This window comes from Chitinophagaceae bacterium (genome assembly GCA_016717285.1).
Taxonomy (GTDB): domain Bacteria; phylum Bacteroidota; class Bacteroidia; order Chitinophagales; family UBA10324; genus JACCZZ01.
On sequence record JADKFU010000004.1, the window covers coordinates 89,453 to 107,125 of the forward strand.

Below are 17,673 nucleotides of genomic sequence, written 5' to 3' on the forward strand. Positions count from 1 at the left end.
AACTGTTCCGGCTGTCACCATTATTTACGAAATTAAATCTGGTGTTTTGATGCGGATGATGTATTCCTGAAAAATGTGCGGATATTTAGCGTTGCATAAGACCTTAAGATCAGAAATTGAATAACTACATCTCCATCATTGCGGATTCATTTACCGGCTACTTTAATTACTTATATGATGCAATTCTCTATCCTTCCTGGCACAATTATTTTTACTGGCTCATAGGTATTTCACTGCTTTGCTGGATGCTTGAAATAATTTTCCCATGGCGAAAAAAGCAACCTGCTATCAGAAAAGATTTCTGGCTGGATGGATTTTATATGTTCTTTAATTTCTTCATTTTTTCATTGGTAGGTTACAATGCACTGTCAAATATTGGCGTGCAGGCCTTCAGCGATTTTATCGGATTATTTGGTTTAAAAAATCTTGCAGCTATCAGTATTCAATCATGCCCGGCCTGGATCCAATTGCTGATATTGCTGGTGGTGAAAGATTTTATCGACTGGAATGTTCATCGCCTTCTGCATCGTGTTCAATGGTTATGGGAATTTCACAAAGTCCATCATTCCGTTGAGCAGATGGGTTTTGCGGCACATCTCCGTTATCACTGGATGGAAACCATCGCTTACCGTACTATTGAATATATTCCGTTGGCAATGATTGGATTTGGTATCAATGATTTTATTGTAGTGCATATTTTCACGCTTGCTGTCGGCCATTTAAATCATTCAAATTTGAAACTGCCTTTCGGTCCGTTGAAATATCTTTTTAACTCCTCGCAGATGCATATCTGGCACCACGCAAAGTATTTACCTGCCCGTTATGGCGTCAATTTTGGATTAACTTTGAGCTGCTGGGATTATTTATTCGCAACTGTTTACTGGCCGGAAAGTGGCCGCGATGAACCTCTGGGTTTCGATCACGATGAAAGTTTTCCGGTTACTTTTTTAAAGCAGATGAAACATCCATTTACTAAAAAGCAAAAAACATGAAACAACAATTACTTTCTCTTTTACTATTGCTCTCCTTTGCGGCCTGCAGTCAGACAACCACCACTGCTTACCACAATGCAGACAATAAAGCTTTTGCTGAACAACTGGAAAAAGAAAATGTAGTGATCCTTGATGTACGCACGCCGGAAGAATACAAAGAAGGACACATTCCTCAATCGGTGCTCCTTAATTATTACGACAGTGATTTTGAAACTAAGATTGACGCACTGGACAAAAACAAAACTTACCTCGTGTATTGCGCGTCAGGTGGCCGTTCTTCAAAGGCTTCTGCAATGATGTCAGGAAAAGAATTTAAAGAAATTTACAATTTGCAGGGAGGATTCAGCAAGTGGAATGGAGCCAGGGAAAAGTGAAAAAAGTGTGTAGGACGGATTATAGGTCATCATCCACATTCTTTGAACTTATATCATAAATAATTCGATACGTGAACGAAAAAATAGCTACCGATAAGGCTCCAAAACCTGTTGGGCTTTATCCGCATGCGAGAAAAGTGGGTAATCTCCTTTTTCTGAGCGGCATCGGTCCGCGGGAAGCAGGTACCAATAATATTCCCGGAAATGAATACAATGCTGACGGAACATTGGTGAAGTACGACATAGCTGCTCAATGTCATATGGTATTTAAAAACATTCGTACTGTGCTGGAAGCATCAGGCAGCAGTTGGGCTCAGTTAATCGATGTAACTGTTTTTCTCACCAATATGAAAGATGATTTTCCAACTTACAATACATTGTATGCGGAATATTTCAAAGACAATCAACCCTGCAGAACGACAGTTGAAATAAAATCGCTGCCTACGGCTATTGCGATTGAGTTGAAGTGTATTGCGGTGGTGAGTAGTGAGTAGTGAGTAGTGAGTAGCGAGTAGCGAGTAGCGAGTAGCGAGTTAGTCTTTAGTTCAGCGGCCTATTACTGCTTCCTTCAGAGCCCGATCGCTTCCTTGCTCACATTTCTTCCCCAATTCTCTTTTTCTTCATCGCTCCACAATTCAGGAAAGAACATGATGAGCTGGTTTTGGGTGGCATGTAATCTTTCCAGTTGGTGCCGCCGGTGGCTGCAATTTCATCGGGCTTGCGATCGAGGTAACGTGTTGCGGTACGAAAATGAACCAAGGGCCATTCTACATTTGCAAGCTGGTCAAACCGCCGAAGTACTTCCTTTAATTCAACATTGTTTTTTTCTGATTCAGGCAGTGCGTTATACTTCCTGCGCAGGTTTTTATGGCGGTAATCATTTGCAATGAAGATAAAAGAGTTATCATATTTTTCTTCAAACTGACGAAGCATCAGCGTTTTTCTACCGGTTGCAAGTTCTATAGCACCATGGCGCCAATATAGATATGGCAGCAATATAACAGGATCTCCATCGTCAGTGAATTCCTCTCTTTTTGATTGATGAACGAGATTGCGAAGGTCGGTGGAATACATTTCGATGATCCGGTACTGTCCGCTTTGAAAACCGCTGGCAGGCAAAAGCGCCATTCTGAAAGCCAGAAATTGTTCCCGATCCATGCCATCATACATCACAGAAAAGAATTTTTCAGCATTTCGAAGATGTTATTTACTCTTTTGATCTGCTTGATAAAAAAATCAGCCGTGAGTAGTGGAGCATCAGCAATCAATTCAATAGCATTCCTGATAAGGCGGAAATTGAGTTCTGTGATCTGGTGATAAATGATGAAAGTTTTTTCGTCGGGAAAAGTTGTTCTCGGGTGCTGAAGACTCAGCAAAGCATCAAGATTAATATAGTCCCAGTATTTGAGATAATCCTGATAGAGTAAGCCTTCAAGGTAGGAATGCATGTCCTGGCCCATCAACTGGTATTTTTCCTTCAGTTGATTGATGCGGTTTACCAGGTCATCAGAAAGTGGCTGATCATTGTTATTCATAGAGAAAAAGTGAAAGCGAATTTGCACATAATTAAAAAAAGATTCTTAGATAAATTATGACGGAGGATAGTTCAATCTGTAACAGGAATTGCTTCTTTACTCTTATGCGCATGAGAATAGAGGTTTTTCTCCTTTCGTTTGCCGACATTATAAAAATGCTGGACGATGAAAAACAGCGCAACGAAGTAGCTGCAGAATCCGAATGTTATGAGAGAGGAATGTGCCCTGTTCCACAGTATCAATACATATGTGAACAACGCCGATACGAATGACATACCTCCCAATAAGTAAGCTACTTGTTTGTCTGATAGTCCGGCGTAAGCGAAATGATGTGAAATATGATCACGGCCGCCAATAAATGGTGAGTGTCCACGCACAATACGCCGGATAAATACAGTTGTTGTATCGATCAGGGGAACAGTAAATGCAATCAATGGAGGGAGGTATTGGTGGAATTGAAATGCAGGACCATTGCCATCACGGTAATTCCACAATATTTGAATAGAAATAGCGGAAATAAAAGCTCCCAGAAACTGGCTCCCGGTATCACCCATATAAATGCTGGCAGGATGGAGGTTGAAAACCAGGAAGCCTACCAAAGCGCCTGAAACACCGAGCAGCAGCAATGTATAAAACGAAATCAGATGATCATCCGCCAGCAAAGCAAGCAGGCAGGAAAACAGGATGCCCAAAGAAACAGTTGCACTGATGCCATCCATATTATCGAGCATGTTGATGGAATTCATAATGCCGACCACCCAGGTAAGTGTGATCAATACATTGAGGATATAAATACCGGTCGCATGAATCATGGTATTGGTGGTCACCAGAAAAATCCGCACAATAGCTGACCTGTGAATTTTAACCACGGATAAGTATTATAAGCATCATCAGCCAGGCCGATGAGAAATCCCAGTGTTACAGAAAAGACTAGCCCAAGGAATTGCTGATTAAGATATTGATTGCCTGAAAAATCAAATATGCCGTAAACAGAAAAAGAAATCAGGAATAAAATATAGAATGAGAATCCGCCCACAGAAGGTTTAACCCGGATTTTGCAGTAGGAATTAAGTTTTAAGAGATAATGGCATTCCCACATCTCGTACTATTTTCAATAATCCTTCCATCCAGGGTCGTTTTTCGATTCTAACGGCAAGTTTGAGAATGCGTTTTGATCCTTGTTTTACAATCCAACCCCGACTGCAAAGCAGTTGATTCTGATGCTGTGAAGCCGTTGCTGGGCGCTTGTTTGCGAGGTTACATGTTTATACAAACTCATCAGGTTATAGGCTACTGTGACCATTCGCATCGCTGCCTCGGTGGCAAAAAACTCTTTCATGTTAAATCCTTCCAGTGCAAAATCATATTTGAGTTCCTGTATGCGATTTTCCGCATCTGCCCGCTCTTTGTACTGCTCCCATATTTGCTTGGCAGGCAGTGTCTGATTGGTAATGAAACTGTGGTAGCGGTAGTGTTGGTAATACAAAGTGTCATCAAATAATTTCCTGAGTTGTTTACCAGTTGCTTTGGGGCGTATCTGCACATCTTGTCCGATCACTACCATCCTTCTGGGCTGTTTCCATCGTGCTGCTTGATACTCTATTTCCGATATCCAGATTCCTTGTCCAATAGCAATCCAGTTTTTGATGTCTTTAATTTTGTATTGCAAAACAGCATGCATCCGGCCTGCTATTACATATGGGATATGTCGTTGTTCCAGGTATTCAAATACTGTATTGCTGGCAAAACCAGAATCGGCTCTGAATAAGCCAATCGTTTTGTCTTTTAATATTGCCAGGGTTTCTTCTAAGAACGCGATGATGTTTGTTGCACTTGCCGTATCGCCACTTCGAAGCCAGCAGTTAGCCACCATTCTTAATTCACTCACAAAAGCAAACAATGGATGATGGGAAGTTCTTCCCTTTTTCATGGGATTGTAGCCAATCAAACTTCCCTCTCCTGTTCCATATCGGGTAATGACTGAAGAATCAACATCGAGCGTATAGTTCTTCAATTGAACCTGATTAAAAAACCACTGATTCAGTTCCGGAAATATCCGGTTGTTTTGTTCCCATGAAAATTTCTTGAAGAATCTTCCAAAAGTAGTTCCGCTCGGTATACGCTTCCATCCGAATATTTCTTTGATCGTATCATCCAATTTGATCACCGCTGTTTGGCTGAACGCCGTTGCTCCAATCCAAACCGATGCAAAGAATGATTCGACCATTGTTAAACTATCAATGCTGTTATTGCTGTGGCTCTCGGAAGACCAAGGGTCCTCAATTTTTCTCTTATCCCCGTCCGATCCAACAGTTCTTTCATCAAAATCAGTCCTCCCCACGGAGTAACCTTTTTATCACTGAATTCTATTGCTAATGACATCGCGCTTACTGTAAGATTTGCTTACTCCAACTAAGGTCAATATTTCTTCAATATACCCGTACATTTCTTTACCCTAAGTTTTCAACTGCTAAATCTGGGTTTAACCTGCGACGACCATCGGATAACATGGCGGTGTTGTTGCTGACGATCGCCGAGTGTTCTCGAAAATTTTAATAGCAGACCATTGGTGAGCAACGAAAAAATAATGGCCAATGCAAAAAAGCAGGCGCACGCAGCATAAAAAAAGAAGTTATCCCCGTTCAGATTCACAATTTGGTGTTTTACTCAAAAGAATGATTTCACGAATGCCACCGTGCGAAAAAGAAAATTCTTTTTCACCGGCATTTCATCCGAGTAGTAATCATAACCATAACTACGCGATCCGTAACCCCCGTATCCATATCCGTAGCCATAGCCATAGCCATAGTTGTAAGTGTACATTGATGCTCCTTCTCCCATATCGTTCAGCACAATTGAAAGCTTAGTGATGCCATGATCATTCACCAGGTAATTTACATTATTCAAAAAATTACGGCTGGAATAATCAGCGCGTAGAATATAGAGCGGTACGTCAGCCTGCTTAATCAGGTGCAAAGCATCGGTTACAATACCTACCGGCGGAGTATCAATCACCACCACATCGTAAATTTCTTTCAGTTTATTGATCAGTTCATCCGTTTTTTTAGAGCCGATAAATTCGGCAGGATTGGGTGGTAAAGGACCCGACGTGATGAAATCAAGGTTTTCCCATTCTGAATGATGAATGCAATCTTCCAATCCAAATTTACCAATCAGAATAGTGCTGACCCCTTTCTGATTATCAACATGAAATGCTTTATGAAGTTGTGGCTTTCTCAAATCAAAATCAATCAGAATTACTTTTTTGCCGCCAACAGCCATGATGCCTGCCATGTTAACGGCAATGAAAGTTTTACCCTCACCGGCAACAGTGGATGTAACCGCAATCAACTGAGGATTTGATTTTGAGGTAGAAATATATTCCAGGTTGGTACGCATGGAACGGAAACATTCTGAAAGTACCGATTTGGGATTTTTATTCACTACCAGTTTAGAAACATCCATCGGTTGCCGGTATTTTGGAATGATCCCTAATATGCCCGCATCGCTGTAACGTGTAATTTCTGAGATGGAAAGAATCTTATGGTGCAGTAAATAACGTACTACGATCAGGATAATACAGGTGAGTAATCCTGAAACAAGACCCAGCAATTTTATCAACGGTGCATTCGGAAAGATGGGTTTGGTGGGAACGTCGGCCTTTTTCAGAATCGTATAATCTGAAACGAATCCGGCTTTGGTAATACTGAAAGCCGACTTTTTATCGAGCAACAGCAGGTAATATTTTTCTTTCAGATCACTGAGTCGGGATAACCGGATGTACTGTGCCTGTATGCCGGGAACATTTGAATAGTTGCCGAGATACTGTTCTATTTCCTTATTCACTTCATCGCTTTTTTGCCGCACCTCGTCTTGTGAATTCAGGACACTTTGCAGCAGGTTTTTCTTGACCTCCGAAATCTGCGTATTGATATTTGATATTTCAGGGTTATTAGGAGATAGTTTCAGTAACAATTGTTTTTGCCTAGATTGCAAATCATCCAGCCGCACAATATTTTCACTGAGCCCCGGATACCGGTTGTCAACAATACCGGAGAGTAACCTGGTTGAATCCTGGTATTGAATAAAGTATTTGCGGTAGTAGTCAAGTGTTGAGTATTCCAGACTGAACTCATCCTGCTTTGCCTTGAGTTCCTTTAATTGTGTATTAATATCCGATTCGATGGAACCGATGGAAATACCGTTGGCCTGTTTAAACGCAGTCATCTCATCCTCATACCTGCGAAGATCATTGCTGATAGAGTCCACTTGCGATTCGATAAATTCAAGTATAAGCGTTGCGCTTTCCGTTTTCTTTTCTTTGTCGTATTGAATAAATTCTTCACAGACCCTGTTAATGATGTCTGCCGCTTTTTGCGGTTTCCGATGCGCATGAGCAATGCGATTGTTGGTGCTGAAGGAGCCACCTGCAAAGCATTGCGAATAGTATTGTAATTTGTATTACCGTTATTGATGGTAAAAAATATTGTTGATTCCAGTTCATCTGGTGTCTCTCGCTTGAAAATCGGTTCATTCACCTGAACTGTAAAATCAAATGCAGGAGTTGAATAATGTTTGTTGAACTCATAGGTTTCATAAATTCCCGCTCCATCGGAGGAATGGTCAAGCTGAAATTCTTTATGTGATAATATCCTGAAATTTATGGAACGATCGTAAAACTGTGGATCATTTACTTTAGCAAACACAAGAAACGGGCTGTTTCTATAAAGCTCTTCATTCAGAATATTTCCCGAACGGTAATAACTTACCTGAAGTGGCAATGAGTCAATCACGCGGTCGATGATCACATTCGACTTCATGATCTGAATGTCCTTTTCAATATCAAGGTTGTTGTTCTTTTGCTGAAAGAGACTATTCTGAATGTCGAGTGCCTGCGCCGTGTTGATGGACTTTACAATCAGGGGATGCATTTACTTCGTAGGTAGGAAGCGTATAACGCAGGTAAATAAGCGCAGCAGAGGTAGTAAACAGGAGAATGATGACACACCAGATAAAACTCTTACGGATCATGATCAGCAAAAGCGCAGGATTAAAATCCTCCCCCAATAGCCGTTGTACAGGGCTTAAAATGGTTTTGCGTTCGCTGCTGTTCGGTATGTTATTGTCCATTAATCGCAAGAATGGTTGTATAAATTACGAGAATGGTTGATACTAATGTGAGTATGGGCGTAATCTGATACAGTACATCGTTGGTGCCAAGTTTGGCATCAATATAAATGATGTCGTTGGCTTCTATCCGCAGATTGGCCTGCATCATGCCTTCTACTGTGGAAAGATCTACATCAAAAACTGTCGGCTGCCTAAGATCACCACGAAGCACTCTCACACGATCGGCCTTACCAAAAGAAGGCATACCGCCCGCTGAAGCCAGCACTTCAAGCAGGTTCATGTTTTCTTTATCAAGTATCACCACTTCAGCACCTTGCCGTCCACGGTACACGTAGGCACGGCGATTCACAACATCTACCCTCACAAAAGGATTTACAAAATAGTAACTGTATTTCTGTTGCAGAAACTTTTCCGCTTCACTGAGTGAATAACCGAGGATAGGAACCGAATCGAGAAGTGGCAACATCACATAACCATCTTCTTTTACAACATAATTAAGTGCTGAAGTAGAGCCATTCTCCTGGCTGAGCACATCCACCAATTCGTAGCCATTGTTAGAAAAAATGTCAACAGCCAGCAAATCGCCCGGGCGAATCACATATTCTTTTGGAACGTGAAGTGAATCGGCGGATACCAATGGAAAATCCTTATCCGTCTTAAAAAGACGGTCAGGATAAAAAACCTTACAGGAAGAGATACACATCACAATGAGCAGCCATACTAAAATCCGTTTCAATCTGGAGGTAGTTTTTCTGAAATTCAAATGTAGATAAATCCGCGTAAACGGAACATGCGCAAAAACGAAGCGTCTTACTTTTGTGTTGGATAGCTCCTTGGTGGAGAGGGGAAAAAGTGATTAGTCGTTAGTTATTAATTGGGGTTGGGGATTCTAATATGAATACTTTCTATCAAAAGATACTGACTTTATAGTGCAGATAAGCATTAGCAGCGGCTTTGCAATGCTTGGGAACGAAGCATCCGTTGTTCTATAATACAACTGCTTCCTTCGTCAGAATGACAAAAGGGATGGAATGACAAAAATCGAGGGAGTCTCAAAAATTAAAGCCAACTGTTTTGAATGTGTAGGAAACCGCCGAATGACTGTTACTGGCTTTTAACAGTACACTTGAATAGGACACATCACTTGCTAGCTTCCTCCAATATCCGGCGATAAAGTACGGCTGTTTCAGAAACAAGTCGCCTGTAGTCAAATCGTGAAGTAATTGACGCTGTATTAAATGCTGACATGTTGTTACGCAACTGGTCATCTTCCACCAATTGCAATAGCTTTTCAGCAAATGCCTGCTCATCATTTGCTGCAACTACAAAAGCATTTTTTCCGGGTACGACGATATCAGTAATTCCTCCAACGTCAGTTGTCACGATAGGTTTACCTGCTGCCTGTGCTTCGATCAGGCTTACCGGCGTGCCTTCATTGCGTGAAGTGAGTGTTACAATATCAGCTCCGGCATAAACTTCATCCACTTCCTTAATCCATGAGGTGAAAGTGAGTAAAGCTGGTTTTGGTTGCGAAGAAAAATCGGTAAAATCAAGCTGAAGTGACGCAGCCTGATTTTCTATGTTCTTTCGTTCTTCACCATCACCTACGATAAATGCGCGTACTTTCTTTGATGTTTTACTTTGAACAGCTTGCAAACCTTTTAGGAATAAAGTATGGTTCTTGACAGGCACCAAACGACCGACAATTACGATCACCACTTCCTCATGATCCACCAGGTAATGGTTCCTGAATTTTTTCCGCTTGGCAGGAATGTCTGCCGTAAATTTTTCAAGGTTGAAACCTAACGGAATCACTTCAATTTTTTCCGGAGCGCATATTTTATAGACGCCGGCCAATTCCTCTTTTTGTTTGTTGCTGATGGAAATGATACGTGTGCTTTTTGCAGCAAGGTATCTTTCGATCCTGATGAAGAGATTAGTTTTCCATTGGGGAAAATAAGAATGAAATACGTGACCATGAAAAGTATGCACGATCACCGGAACATGCGTTGCTGCTGCTGCCAGTCTGCCGAGTGTGCCTGCTTTCGCAGCATGCGTATGAACAATATCAGGTCTGAAATCACGCATGATTTGTTTAAGTTGCAGATAAGCCCGCCTGTCTTTCATCGGATGAATTTCCCGGTACATTTCAGGAATATAAACAGGTTTCAATCCCATTTCATTCGTGATAAATGCAGAACTCTCTTCTGTATCATCAATCATTCCTGCGACCAGCATTGTTTCAAATTCAGGTGCAAGAAATTTAGAAAGATAGGCAGCATTAAAAGTTGGACCTCCAAGATTTAAACGGTTGATGATGCGGAGGATTTTAGGCATTTGGGAAATGGAATGGAGTAATCAGGAGTTTGGGGAAATGGAGTTTAATATGGACAAAAATAATTTTCTTTTCACGAAGGATGATTAATCAGAACATCGACGAGTGAATGTCAAATTATTCAAAATGCCTATTTATTTTTTTTTACGTTCGAATTAAAAATGCAGATCGCAAAGGTTTCCTTTTGTTAAAGGACTAAGGTCTGTTTTGAAATCAACTAATTTTTTTACAATGCTCTTTGGTTCGGCTTTGCCAGAAGCGCACCCTGAGCGCAGCCGAAGGGTAAGCGATGTAACAATTATATTGATTAATCAAAGGAACTTCTAAGTTCGCTGCCGGGATTATTTAAAAAAACAGTCTTTCGCAAACCGGCAAAGTCCGCAAAGTAAATAAAGGTTCCTCCTTTTCGAGTCTTTGCGAAAAAACTATAAAACAGAAATGTCGCGAACCATCATCCACTTCTTCCACCAATGCTGAAATACAATCAATCCCCAGACACGTGCTGCACTGTCGCCGGGATTGGAAGAGAATAATTGTTGCTTTAGTTGCTGAACGCCTTCGTAATTAAAAATCTGTTGCGATTGAATGAAATCCTTTGAGAGATATTCATTTTCTATCAACGATCGCAATTCTGTCGTTAAAAATCCATGCAGCGGAATTTCAAATCCGCGTTTGGGACGGTGATACAATTCAGCAGGCAAAAATTTTCTGAAAGCATCATGCACGATCATCTTTCTGTAGCGCGCATTTACTTTATAAGCTGCCGGAAGTGAACAGGCGAATTCCACTACACGGTAATCTAAAAACGGAGTGCGCACTTCCAATCCGTTTGCCATCGACATGCTATCGACTTTATAGAGCATATCGTTAGGAAGCACCAGTTGAATATCATTCATCAGCACTTCATTCAAGTCACCTTTTGCTTGGATGTAACGGGTCATTTCCTTTTTCCGTTTGATAAATTCCCGTTCCTCAAAATTTTCTATCGGAAGAGATTGTGCTTCTTCAGCATTTGCGATTGAACACCACCGCCAATATCGCTCCTGCTCATTCAGTTTCATGCCTTCTGCGAAGCGTTGCAATTGACGCATCCGGTTCAAGAATGCATTGTTTCTTGATGCAGTAAATAATTTTAAAAGTGGTCGTGAAGCAGCAACTGCTAATTCTGCAAGTCTTGTATTTCGGGCACGATATTCTGCCGTGTGTTTTATATAACCTCCGAATAATTCATCGGCGCCATCGCCTGAAAGTGCAACTTTCACCTGCTTACGCGTCAGTTTGCTGAGCAGGTAAACAGGCAAGGCAGATGAATCAGCAAAGGGTTCGTCAAAATAATCCAGCACTTCAAATAATGATTCATACATCTGATTACGGGAAACAGTAAATACAGTGTGATCGGTATTGAAATGTTTTGCAACTGCATTCGCATAATTCGTTTCATCAAAAAATCCATCTTCTTTATAACCGATGGAAAATGTTTTCAAACGACTGGTATGTTTGGCAGCCAGTCCACAAATGATCGATGAGTCAAGACCTCCCGAAAGAAAAGCACCTAACGGCACATCACTGATCAATCGGATGTGGACTGCCTCTTCGAGCAATTGAAATAACTCCGTTTGCTTTTTTTCATAATCCGGTTTCGAAACAGTGTGTGGCTGATACACAGGAATTGAATAATAAGACTGCTGAATAGTTTGATCTCCCTTTTTCCATAAGTAATGGCCGGGCAATAATTTTTTGATGGAAGAAAAAATAGTATCGGGCGCTGGTATATAATTCAACTGCAAATATTCCTGCATGGAAACCTTGTCTATTGCTTTTTTCAACGGGAATTGCAGCAATGCTTTTATTTCCGATGCAAACAACAGGCAATTTTCATCTTCATAATAAAGTAATGGTTTTACCCCGAAACGATCGCGAACCACAAAACAGGTTTTCTCTTTGTTATCATAAATCGCAAATGCAAAAAAACCATTCAGCACCGAAAGCATTTCTTTGCCTTGCACCATATACAATCGCAACAGCACTTCAGTATCGGATTGTGTATGGAATTTTTCTCCTTTTGATTCCAGTTGGGCCCTTAATTCGCGGTAGTTAAATATTTCACCGTTATAAATGATGGTGAACCTTCCGGAATCATCCGTCATCGGCTGGTCTGCTGTTTCGGAGAGATCAATAATGGAAAGCCGGCAATGACCGAAGGAAACGGTTTCATTGGAAAAAAAATGCTGCGCGTCGGGACCACGGTGATGCAACGTGCTGGCGGCAGCGGACATATATTGCATCCACTGATTTCCTATACTATTTTTTGCAATCAATCCGATAATCCCGCACATATTCAGTGATTCATTAAGCTATGAAAGAAGGAACATGCAAGATAGTTTTCATGATCCTATTAATTTCAAAATTATAAGAAGCTTCCTGGATGATCTTTGCAGGTAAAAATCAGGAATAATTTAGAGTCATAATCCTGGCAAAGTGATTGTCATTTCAGCGGATGGCATTATTTTTGGAAACAAAACATTTAAATCTTTAAAGAATGCAAAAGGAAATCAGGTTAATTACGGTCGGTCTTGTGCTGTTTGCATCACAGTCATTCGCACAATTGAATCATACAACGGATGTGAAAGTGGAACCTGCTTCTACTGCAGTAGTTTCCGATATGTCAAACACTTCACATATTCAACGGGCACCTAACGGAACTGTTATATCGAAAAGCAGATTGCAGCATCGCCGGCAGCTACGTGCGGAAGGACTAAGCGGCAAAGCATACCGTCATGAGCTTCATGAACGTGTGCATGCTCAAAACGTAGCAAAAAAAGAAGCGCGGATGCAACAGCGGTCCCGTCGTGCCGAACACCATCAGGTAAAAAGCGAAATGCATGAAAAGCGCATGGAGCATGCGAGACACCGTGAAATGCAAATGCAGGCTCATCCGCATTCGGAACATATGCGGGCACCGCAACATGCGCACCACCGGTAATGGTTTTTTTAAATGATTGAAAAAGGATATTGCAAAACGCGGTATCCTTTTTTATTTTAAAGTTCGCTTTGACTCGCGTTTTCTTACAGGACTTTTCTTCTTCAATGCTATAGAAGGATCCCAGAATAATTTTTGGAAGTGTTTAATCTTATCATCCATAACCTCAATGCCTTCTGCCTCCAGCAATTCTTCCATCAAAGTAGGCGATGCAAAATGATGTTTGCCTGTGAGCAAACCATTTCTGTTCACCACTCTGTGTGCAGGAACAGGCGGAGAAGTGGTGCTGCAACTATTCATGGCCCAGCCGACCATGCGTGCTGAAAGTCCGGTTCCAAGATAATCTGCAATAGCGCCATAACTCGTCACCCTTCCCCGCGGAATTTTTCTGGCAACAACAAACACTTTATCAAAAAATGATTCCTTCTTCATTGGATCATGTATTGAATGAAAACCGAATGTACTTAATCGTTTTGCCATTTGCGAGGTGTTGCTTTTCGTAAAATGTTTTTACGGAAAGTATTTCATCGGGCAAACCGGAAGCATACAAATCTTCCGTCTGAAATAAAATGTTGCAATTGTGTTTACGAAGGGAGAGCAGACTAAACTCATACAATAATTGATCATCCGTTTTCAGATGCAGCATGCCGCCGGGCTGCAGGATTTGCCGATAGCGTTTCAGAAATACTTCGGAAGTGAGTCGTTTGGTTGCCTTGCTGTTTTCATGGTAAGGATCAGGAAACGTGATCCATATTTCAGCCACCTCACCCGGAACAAAATATTCTGTGATGTGATCAATATAGGTGCGCAGAAAAGCCACGCTGCGAATATTTTCTTCAAGGGCAGTTTTTGCACCTCTCCAGATTCGCGCTCCTTTTATGTCAATGCCGATAAAATTTTTCTCCGGAAATTTTTGTGCAAGCGCAATTGTGTATTCTCCTTTTCCACAGGCAAGTTCCAATGTGATAGGTGAAAGGTTTTCGAATACAGATTCGTGCCATTTGCCTTTCAGCTCCATGCGAAGCTGGAAGACATTGGGAAAGGTTTCAAGTTCTTTTAAACGGATACGTTTTTTCTTTGCCATTGATAGAGCAAGCTAAGCGCTGTAAATAATTTGAAAGCGGCAAAGATAACGGTTCGAAGAAATTTTGCGCAGGAGGTGCCAATAAGGAGCTTTCTGAAGAATGGAAAGAAGGTTCGTGAGGACACCAACTTCAGGCAATTGCCTTCGAGTCCGATTTTTAATTGATGGTTTACAGATTATCGCGATTTTTAATCTCCCTTCTTTTACGCCTTCCGAAATAAAAATACCTGATAAACCCGAATCATTTAACTTTGATAGAAAGAAGGCAACCATGAATTATCGAGACCGTATTATTTCAGATCCCAAAATCATGCTGGGAAAACCTGTGATAAAGGGCACAAGAATTACTGTGGAAATCATTTTAAAAAAATTATCCGAAGGAGCTGCCGTAAAAGAAATATTGGAAATGTATCCACATTTGCTTGAAGAAGATATATATGCCACTTTGCAATATGCAGCCGAAGTAATTGCTGGTGAAGAGATGATAGCAATCGCACCATGATTCTTGCGGATGAAAATATTCCTGCCAAAATGATTGATGCACTTAGGGCAATTCCGTTTGAAGTTAAAAGTATCAGGTGAAGCAGATGACAAGCTTATTGAATTAGCACAATCTTCACAGCTTATTATTCTTACTGAAGACAAGGATTTCGGAGAATGGATATTTGCACATCACATGCAAAGTGCAGGCGTCATTTTTTTACGATATCATTTCAAGATGGTTGATACAATTACGGAGCGCGTTATTGAGCTTTTAAAAAGAACTCCGGCGGAACTATATGGTAAGTTCATAACCGTGACCATCAGTAAAATCAGAAGTAGGGAAATATGAAATTTAGCCTCTTGTTGGTGTTCTTACCACCCACTCGCTCAGCTTTCTGAAGAATGGAAAGAAGGTTGGTGAGGACACTAACCTCAGGCAAAATAGTCATTGGATGACTTGCCCAAACCTTAACTTAATGAAACTGCACTTGAAAGGTCGCAGGGTAATTTTGTTACTTGCATATACTCGAGATTGGCGCACGACTATCATCAAATGCACAGGATCCTTCATTGAAAATTTGTTAAGCGCACTCATCCATTATGCGTCAACTGGCAGATTCATTAGATTTAGTATCAACAGTTATTCCGTTTCCTTGCAGTTTAACAAAGACTTTTATCTTTGGGCATGAACAAAATTGACAAGCATCCTGATTTTCTGGTGCACACTACATCGCCTGTAAATGCCGAACCGCCGGCAGCAATATTGCGCGAACATTATATCACTCCTTCAACATTATTCTATATACGTAATCATGGTGAGATTCCTGAAATTGATCCAAATACTTTTCGATTGCAGGTGAATGGAATGGTGGAACAGGAGCTTGTATTATCGTTCGAAATGTTAAAGAATGATTTTTCCAAACATACTGTCATGGCAACGCTGCAATGTGCCGGCAACCGGCGCGATCAGTTGATTGAAGTGGCGCCCATTCCCGGCGAAGTGCCCTGGCAATCAGGAGCCATTGGAAATGAAGTGTGGAGCGGAGCGCGTTTGAGCGATGTGCTGAAAGCAGCCGGAATAAAAGACGGAGCTGCGTATGTTGAATTTATAGGTGCAGATGATGTATTCCGAAAAGATGAAAATGTGGGCTTTGGCGGATCTATTCCTATTGAAAAAGCAATCAGTGCAGATGTTTTGCTGGCGTATGAAATGAATGGCAAACCACTCGAACCAACACACGGATTTCCTTTACGCACGATTGTGCCGGGTTACATTGGCGCACGCAGCGTTAAATGGTTATCACGAATCACATTGCAGGAAAAGCCTTCCTCCAATTATTTTCAATCGCATGCGTATCAGCTTTTTCCCGCACATATCAATGGAGAAAATGTTGACTGGAATGCAGGACTGCAATTGAGTGAGTTGAGCGTTAACTGTGTAATTACTTCGCCGCAAAATGGTGAAGCGGTAAACGGGAATTCATTGCTATTGAAAGGATATGCCATGAGTGGTGGCGGAAGAAAAATTTCACGCGTAGATGTTTCCGTAAATGGCGGACAAACATGGATGATGGCCAGTATTACACATGGTGATCATCCGTGGGCCTGGACTTTCTGGGAAGTTCCGGTGCAGTTGCCAACAGGTCAGCATGAAATTATTGCACGTGCCATTGATTCATCCTGCAATTCTCAACCTGAAGATGCGAAGCATGTATGGAATTTCAAAGGATACATGAATAATGCCTGGCACAGAATAAAACTGGAAATAAAGGGAGCCTGATCATTGTAACTATTATCCCGACAAAATGGTAAAGTTTACAAACGTGAAACTTCACAAATTTATTCACGGTTCAATCCTTTTCATTTGCAACAGGTAAATCATTACGCGACCATTCACTCCACGAACCGACATACAGATTCGCACCAGATATTCCGGCCTGTTCAAGCGCCAACAATGTATGACAACCAGTTACACCGGAGCCACAATGAACAATTACTTTATTTGGATCATGGTCACCGATAACAGATTTATAAATCGCTTGCAGTTTTTCTGCCGGAAGAAATTTTCCATCCGGTGAAAGATTTTCCAGGTAGGGAACATTTACTGCATTTGGAATGTGACCCGCAATCAAATCTATCGGTTCACTTTCACCAAGATACCTGTATGCTTCGCGCACATCAATGATCAGAAACCCTGCATCATGCGTTGCATTGGTTACTTCATCAAGATCAACAGTGGGCAGTTGCCAATCATTAACAGGATAATCTGCAACAGTAACAGTTTCTGTTATTTCATTTGTAATTGGAACGCCAGCTTCGATGGCCGCTTTCAATCCTCCATCAAGCACCTGAATAGTAGTATGTCCGACTGCTCTCAGCATCCACCAGAATCTTGCAGCAGCATTGGAGCCGCTTTTATCGTCATAAACAACTACATATGATGCAGGAGTTATACCAAGTGTTCCCAATAATTTTGCGAATTGCTGAAGTGCAGGCAATGGATGGCGGCCACCATTCGCAGCATTCAAAGGTTTTTGAGCAAGGTCGTTATCGAGGTCAACATGCAATGCACCTTTGATGTGTTGAGCAGCATACCGTTCAAATGCATCTTTACCGCTTTGTGCATCCACTATCACAAGTTCAGGTGCATTTATTTTACTCAGTAATGCTGCAGCGCTGATGAGCGGAAGCATTTTATTTGTGGCAGTTTCCATTTTCTAAAGTTATATTTTTTCAGGTATGAAAAAGGAAAAACCGAAC

20 protein-coding genes and 1 pseudogene are annotated in these 17,673 nt (G+C 41.3%); 7 read left to right on the plus strand and 14 right to left on the minus strand.

Translation table 11 applies throughout. The annotated features are described in order from the left end of the window. Positions 1–116 precede the first annotated feature (116 nt). The 3 genes from IPO83_05730 to IPO83_05740 all read left to right on the plus strand — a co-directional run bounded on the left by IPO83_05730 (position 117) and on the right by IPO83_05740 (position 1,860). Positions 117–992 carry a sterol desaturase family protein gene (locus tag IPO83_05730; protein ID MBK9730771.1) on the plus strand — a complete coding sequence of 292 codons (876 nt, stop codon included), beginning with the start codon at positions 117–119 and terminating at the stop codon, positions 990–992. Beyond that, positions 989–1,366, plus strand: coding sequence for a rhodanese-like domain-containing protein (locus IPO83_05735; protein ID MBK9730772.1), 378 nt, complete (start codon positions 989–991; stop codon positions 1,364–1,366). The genes IPO83_05730 and IPO83_05735 overlap by 4 nt, the downstream gene beginning before the upstream one ends. Before the next feature lie 62 nt (positions 1,367–1,428). After that, complete coding sequence (locus IPO83_05740; protein MBK9730773.1) at positions 1,429–1,860, plus strand: RidA family protein; 432 nt, start codon at positions 1,429–1,431, stop codon at positions 1,858–1,860. A 74-nt stretch (positions 1,861–1,934) separates the two neighbouring features. Here the strand turns inward: IPO83_05740 and IPO83_05745 are convergent. The 11 genes and pseudogenes from IPO83_05745 to asnB form a co-directional block, all read right to left on the minus strand. Beyond that, positions 1,935–2,901, minus strand: a pseudogene (locus tag IPO83_05745) (tryptophan 2,3-dioxygenase). Positions 2,902–2,972: 71 nt separating this feature from the next. After that, positions 2,973–3,770 (minus strand): undecaprenyl/decaprenyl-phosphate alpha-N-acetylglucosaminyl 1-phosphate transferase, encoded by a 798-nt coding sequence (locus tag IPO83_05750; GenBank protein ID MBK9730774.1) that lies wholly within the window; start codon positions 3,768–3,770, stop codon positions 2,973–2,975. After that, positions 3,725–3,937, minus strand: a complete 213-nt coding sequence (locus IPO83_05755) for a hypothetical protein (GenBank protein ID MBK9730775.1) — start codon at positions 3,935–3,937, stop codon at positions 3,725–3,727. Before IPO83_05755 ends, IPO83_05750 begins: the two co-directional genes overlap by 46 nt. Positions 3,938–4,084: 147 nt before the next feature. Further along, positions 4,085–5,128, minus strand: a complete 1,044-nt coding sequence (locus IPO83_05760; GenBank protein MBK9730776.1) for an IS1380 family transposase — start codon at positions 5,126–5,128, stop codon at positions 4,085–4,087. A 236-nt stretch (positions 5,129–5,364) separates the two neighbouring features. Next, a complete protein-coding gene (locus tag IPO83_05765) occupies positions 5,365–5,553 on the minus strand; it encodes a hypothetical protein (GenBank protein ID MBK9730777.1) in 189 nt (62 codons plus the stop codon). Positions 5,554–5,568: 15 nt separating this feature from the next. After that, positions 5,569–7,170, minus strand: coding sequence for a polysaccharide biosynthesis tyrosine autokinase (locus IPO83_05770; GenBank protein MBK9730778.1), 1,602 nt, complete (start codon positions 7,168–7,170; stop codon positions 5,569–5,571). Next, positions 7,125–7,832, minus strand: coding sequence for a hypothetical protein (locus IPO83_05775; protein MBK9730779.1), 708 nt, complete (start codon positions 7,830–7,832; stop codon positions 7,125–7,127). The genes IPO83_05770 and IPO83_05775 overlap by 46 nt, the downstream gene beginning before the upstream one ends. Then, the gene (locus IPO83_05780) at positions 7,774–8,031 is read right to left on the minus strand and encodes a hypothetical protein (GenBank protein MBK9730780.1); all 258 of its coding nucleotides are present in this window, start codon (positions 8,029–8,031) and stop codon (positions 7,774–7,776) included. The genes IPO83_05775 and IPO83_05780 overlap by 59 nt, the downstream gene beginning before the upstream one ends. Further along, the gene (locus IPO83_05785; GenBank protein MBK9730781.1) at positions 8,021–8,767 is read right to left on the minus strand and encodes a polysaccharide biosynthesis/export family protein; all 747 of its coding nucleotides are present in this window, start codon (positions 8,765–8,767) and stop codon (positions 8,021–8,023) included. The genes IPO83_05780 and IPO83_05785 overlap by 11 nt, the downstream gene beginning before the upstream one ends. A 404-nt stretch (positions 8,768–9,171) precedes the next feature. Further along, positions 9,172–10,368 (minus strand): glycosyltransferase, encoded by a 1,197-nt coding sequence (locus tag IPO83_05790; protein MBK9730782.1) that lies wholly within the window; start codon positions 10,366–10,368, stop codon positions 9,172–9,174. Positions 10,369–10,791: 423 nt separating this feature from the next. Beyond that, on the minus strand, positions 10,792–12,702 hold the full coding sequence (gene asnB, locus IPO83_05795; GenBank protein MBK9730783.1) for an asparagine synthase (glutamine-hydrolyzing): 1,911 nt from the start codon (positions 12,700–12,702) through the stop codon (positions 10,792–10,794). A 203-nt stretch (positions 12,703–12,905) separates the two neighbouring features. Here asnB and IPO83_05800 point away from each other — a divergent pair, with 203 nt between their 5' ends. Further along, a complete protein-coding gene (locus IPO83_05800; GenBank protein ID MBK9730784.1) occupies positions 12,906–13,349 on the plus strand; it encodes a hypothetical protein in 444 nt (147 codons plus the stop codon). A 51-nt stretch (positions 13,350–13,400) separates the two neighbouring features. Here the strand turns inward: IPO83_05800 and IPO83_05805 are convergent, their stop codons facing one another. Next, positions 13,401–13,778 (minus strand): MGMT family protein, encoded by a 378-nt coding sequence (locus tag IPO83_05805; protein MBK9730785.1) that lies wholly within the window; start codon positions 13,776–13,778, stop codon positions 13,401–13,403. A gap of 4 nt (positions 13,779–13,782) precedes the next feature. Further along, positions 13,783–14,430, minus strand: a complete 648-nt coding sequence (trmB, locus tag IPO83_05810; GenBank protein ID MBK9730786.1) for a tRNA (guanosine(46)-N7)-methyltransferase TrmB — start codon at positions 14,428–14,430, stop codon at positions 13,783–13,785. 271 nt (positions 14,431–14,701) lie between these two features. Here trmB and IPO83_05815 point away from each other — a divergent pair, with 271 nt between their 5' ends. From IPO83_05815 to IPO83_05825, 3 genes are all read left to right on the plus strand, one after another. Beyond that, positions 14,702–14,932, plus strand: a complete 231-nt coding sequence (locus tag IPO83_05815; GenBank protein ID MBK9730787.1) for a DUF433 domain-containing protein — start codon at positions 14,702–14,704, stop codon at positions 14,930–14,932. A gap of 57 nt (positions 14,933–14,989) precedes the next feature. After that, positions 14,990–15,262, plus strand: a complete 273-nt coding sequence (locus tag IPO83_05820; protein MBK9730788.1) for a DUF5615 family PIN-like protein — start codon at positions 14,990–14,992, stop codon at positions 15,260–15,262. A gap of 336 nt (positions 15,263–15,598) precedes the next feature. Continuing rightward, positions 15,599–16,693: a molybdopterin-dependent oxidoreductase gene (locus IPO83_05825; protein MBK9730789.1), complete on the plus strand. Its 1,095-nt coding sequence runs from the start codon at positions 15,599–15,601 to the stop codon at positions 16,691–16,693. 70 nt (positions 16,694–16,763) lie between these two features. On the opposite strand, the gene IPO83_05830 is transcribed toward IPO83_05825, so the two are convergent. Next, a complete protein-coding gene (locus IPO83_05830; protein MBK9730790.1) occupies positions 16,764–17,606 on the minus strand; it encodes a sulfurtransferase in 843 nt (280 codons plus the stop codon). Positions 17,607–17,673: the final 67 nt, after the last annotated feature.

Excerpts from the sequence above, each read along its gene's own strand:
- IPO83_05735 (MBK9730772.1), top strand. The coding sequence starts at position 989 with ATGAAACAACAATTACTTTCTCTTTTACTATTGCTCTCCTTTGCGGCC.
- IPO83_05760 (MBK9730776.1), bottom strand. The coding sequence starts at position 5,128 with ATGGTCGAATCATTCTTTGCATCGGTTTGGATTGGAGCAACGGCGTTC.
- IPO83_05775 (MBK9730779.1), bottom strand. The coding sequence starts at position 7,832 with ATGCATCCCCTGATTGTAAAGTCCATCAACACGGCGCAGGCACTCGAC.
- IPO83_05780 (MBK9730780.1), bottom strand. The coding sequence starts at position 8,031 with ATGGACAATAACATACCGAACAGCAGCGAACGCAAAACCATTTTAAGC.
- IPO83_05790 (MBK9730782.1), bottom strand. The coding sequence starts at position 10,368 with ATGCCTAAAATCCTCCGCATCATCAACCGTTTAAATCTTGGAGGTCCA.
- asnB (MBK9730783.1), bottom strand. The coding sequence starts at position 12,702 with ATGTGCGGGATTATCGGATTGATTGCAAAAAATAGTATAGGAAATCAG.
- IPO83_05800 (MBK9730784.1), top strand. The coding sequence starts at position 12,906 with ATGCAAAAGGAAATCAGGTTAATTACGGTCGGTCTTGTGCTGTTTGCA.
- IPO83_05805 (MBK9730785.1), bottom strand. The coding sequence starts at position 13,778 with ATGAAGAAGGAATCATTTTTTGATAAAGTGTTTGTTGTTGCCAGAAAA.
- trmB (MBK9730786.1), bottom strand. The coding sequence starts at position 14,430 with ATGGCAAAGAAAAAACGTATCCGTTTAAAAGAACTTGAAACCTTTCCC.
- IPO83_05815 (MBK9730787.1), top strand. The coding sequence starts at position 14,702 with ATGAATTATCGAGACCGTATTATTTCAGATCCCAAAATCATGCTGGGA.
- IPO83_05825 (MBK9730789.1), top strand. The coding sequence starts at position 15,599 with ATGAACAAAATTGACAAGCATCCTGATTTTCTGGTGCACACTACATCG.
- IPO83_05830 (MBK9730790.1), bottom strand. The coding sequence starts at position 17,606 with ATGCTTCCGCTCATCAGCGCTGCAGCATTACTGAGTAAAATAAATGCA.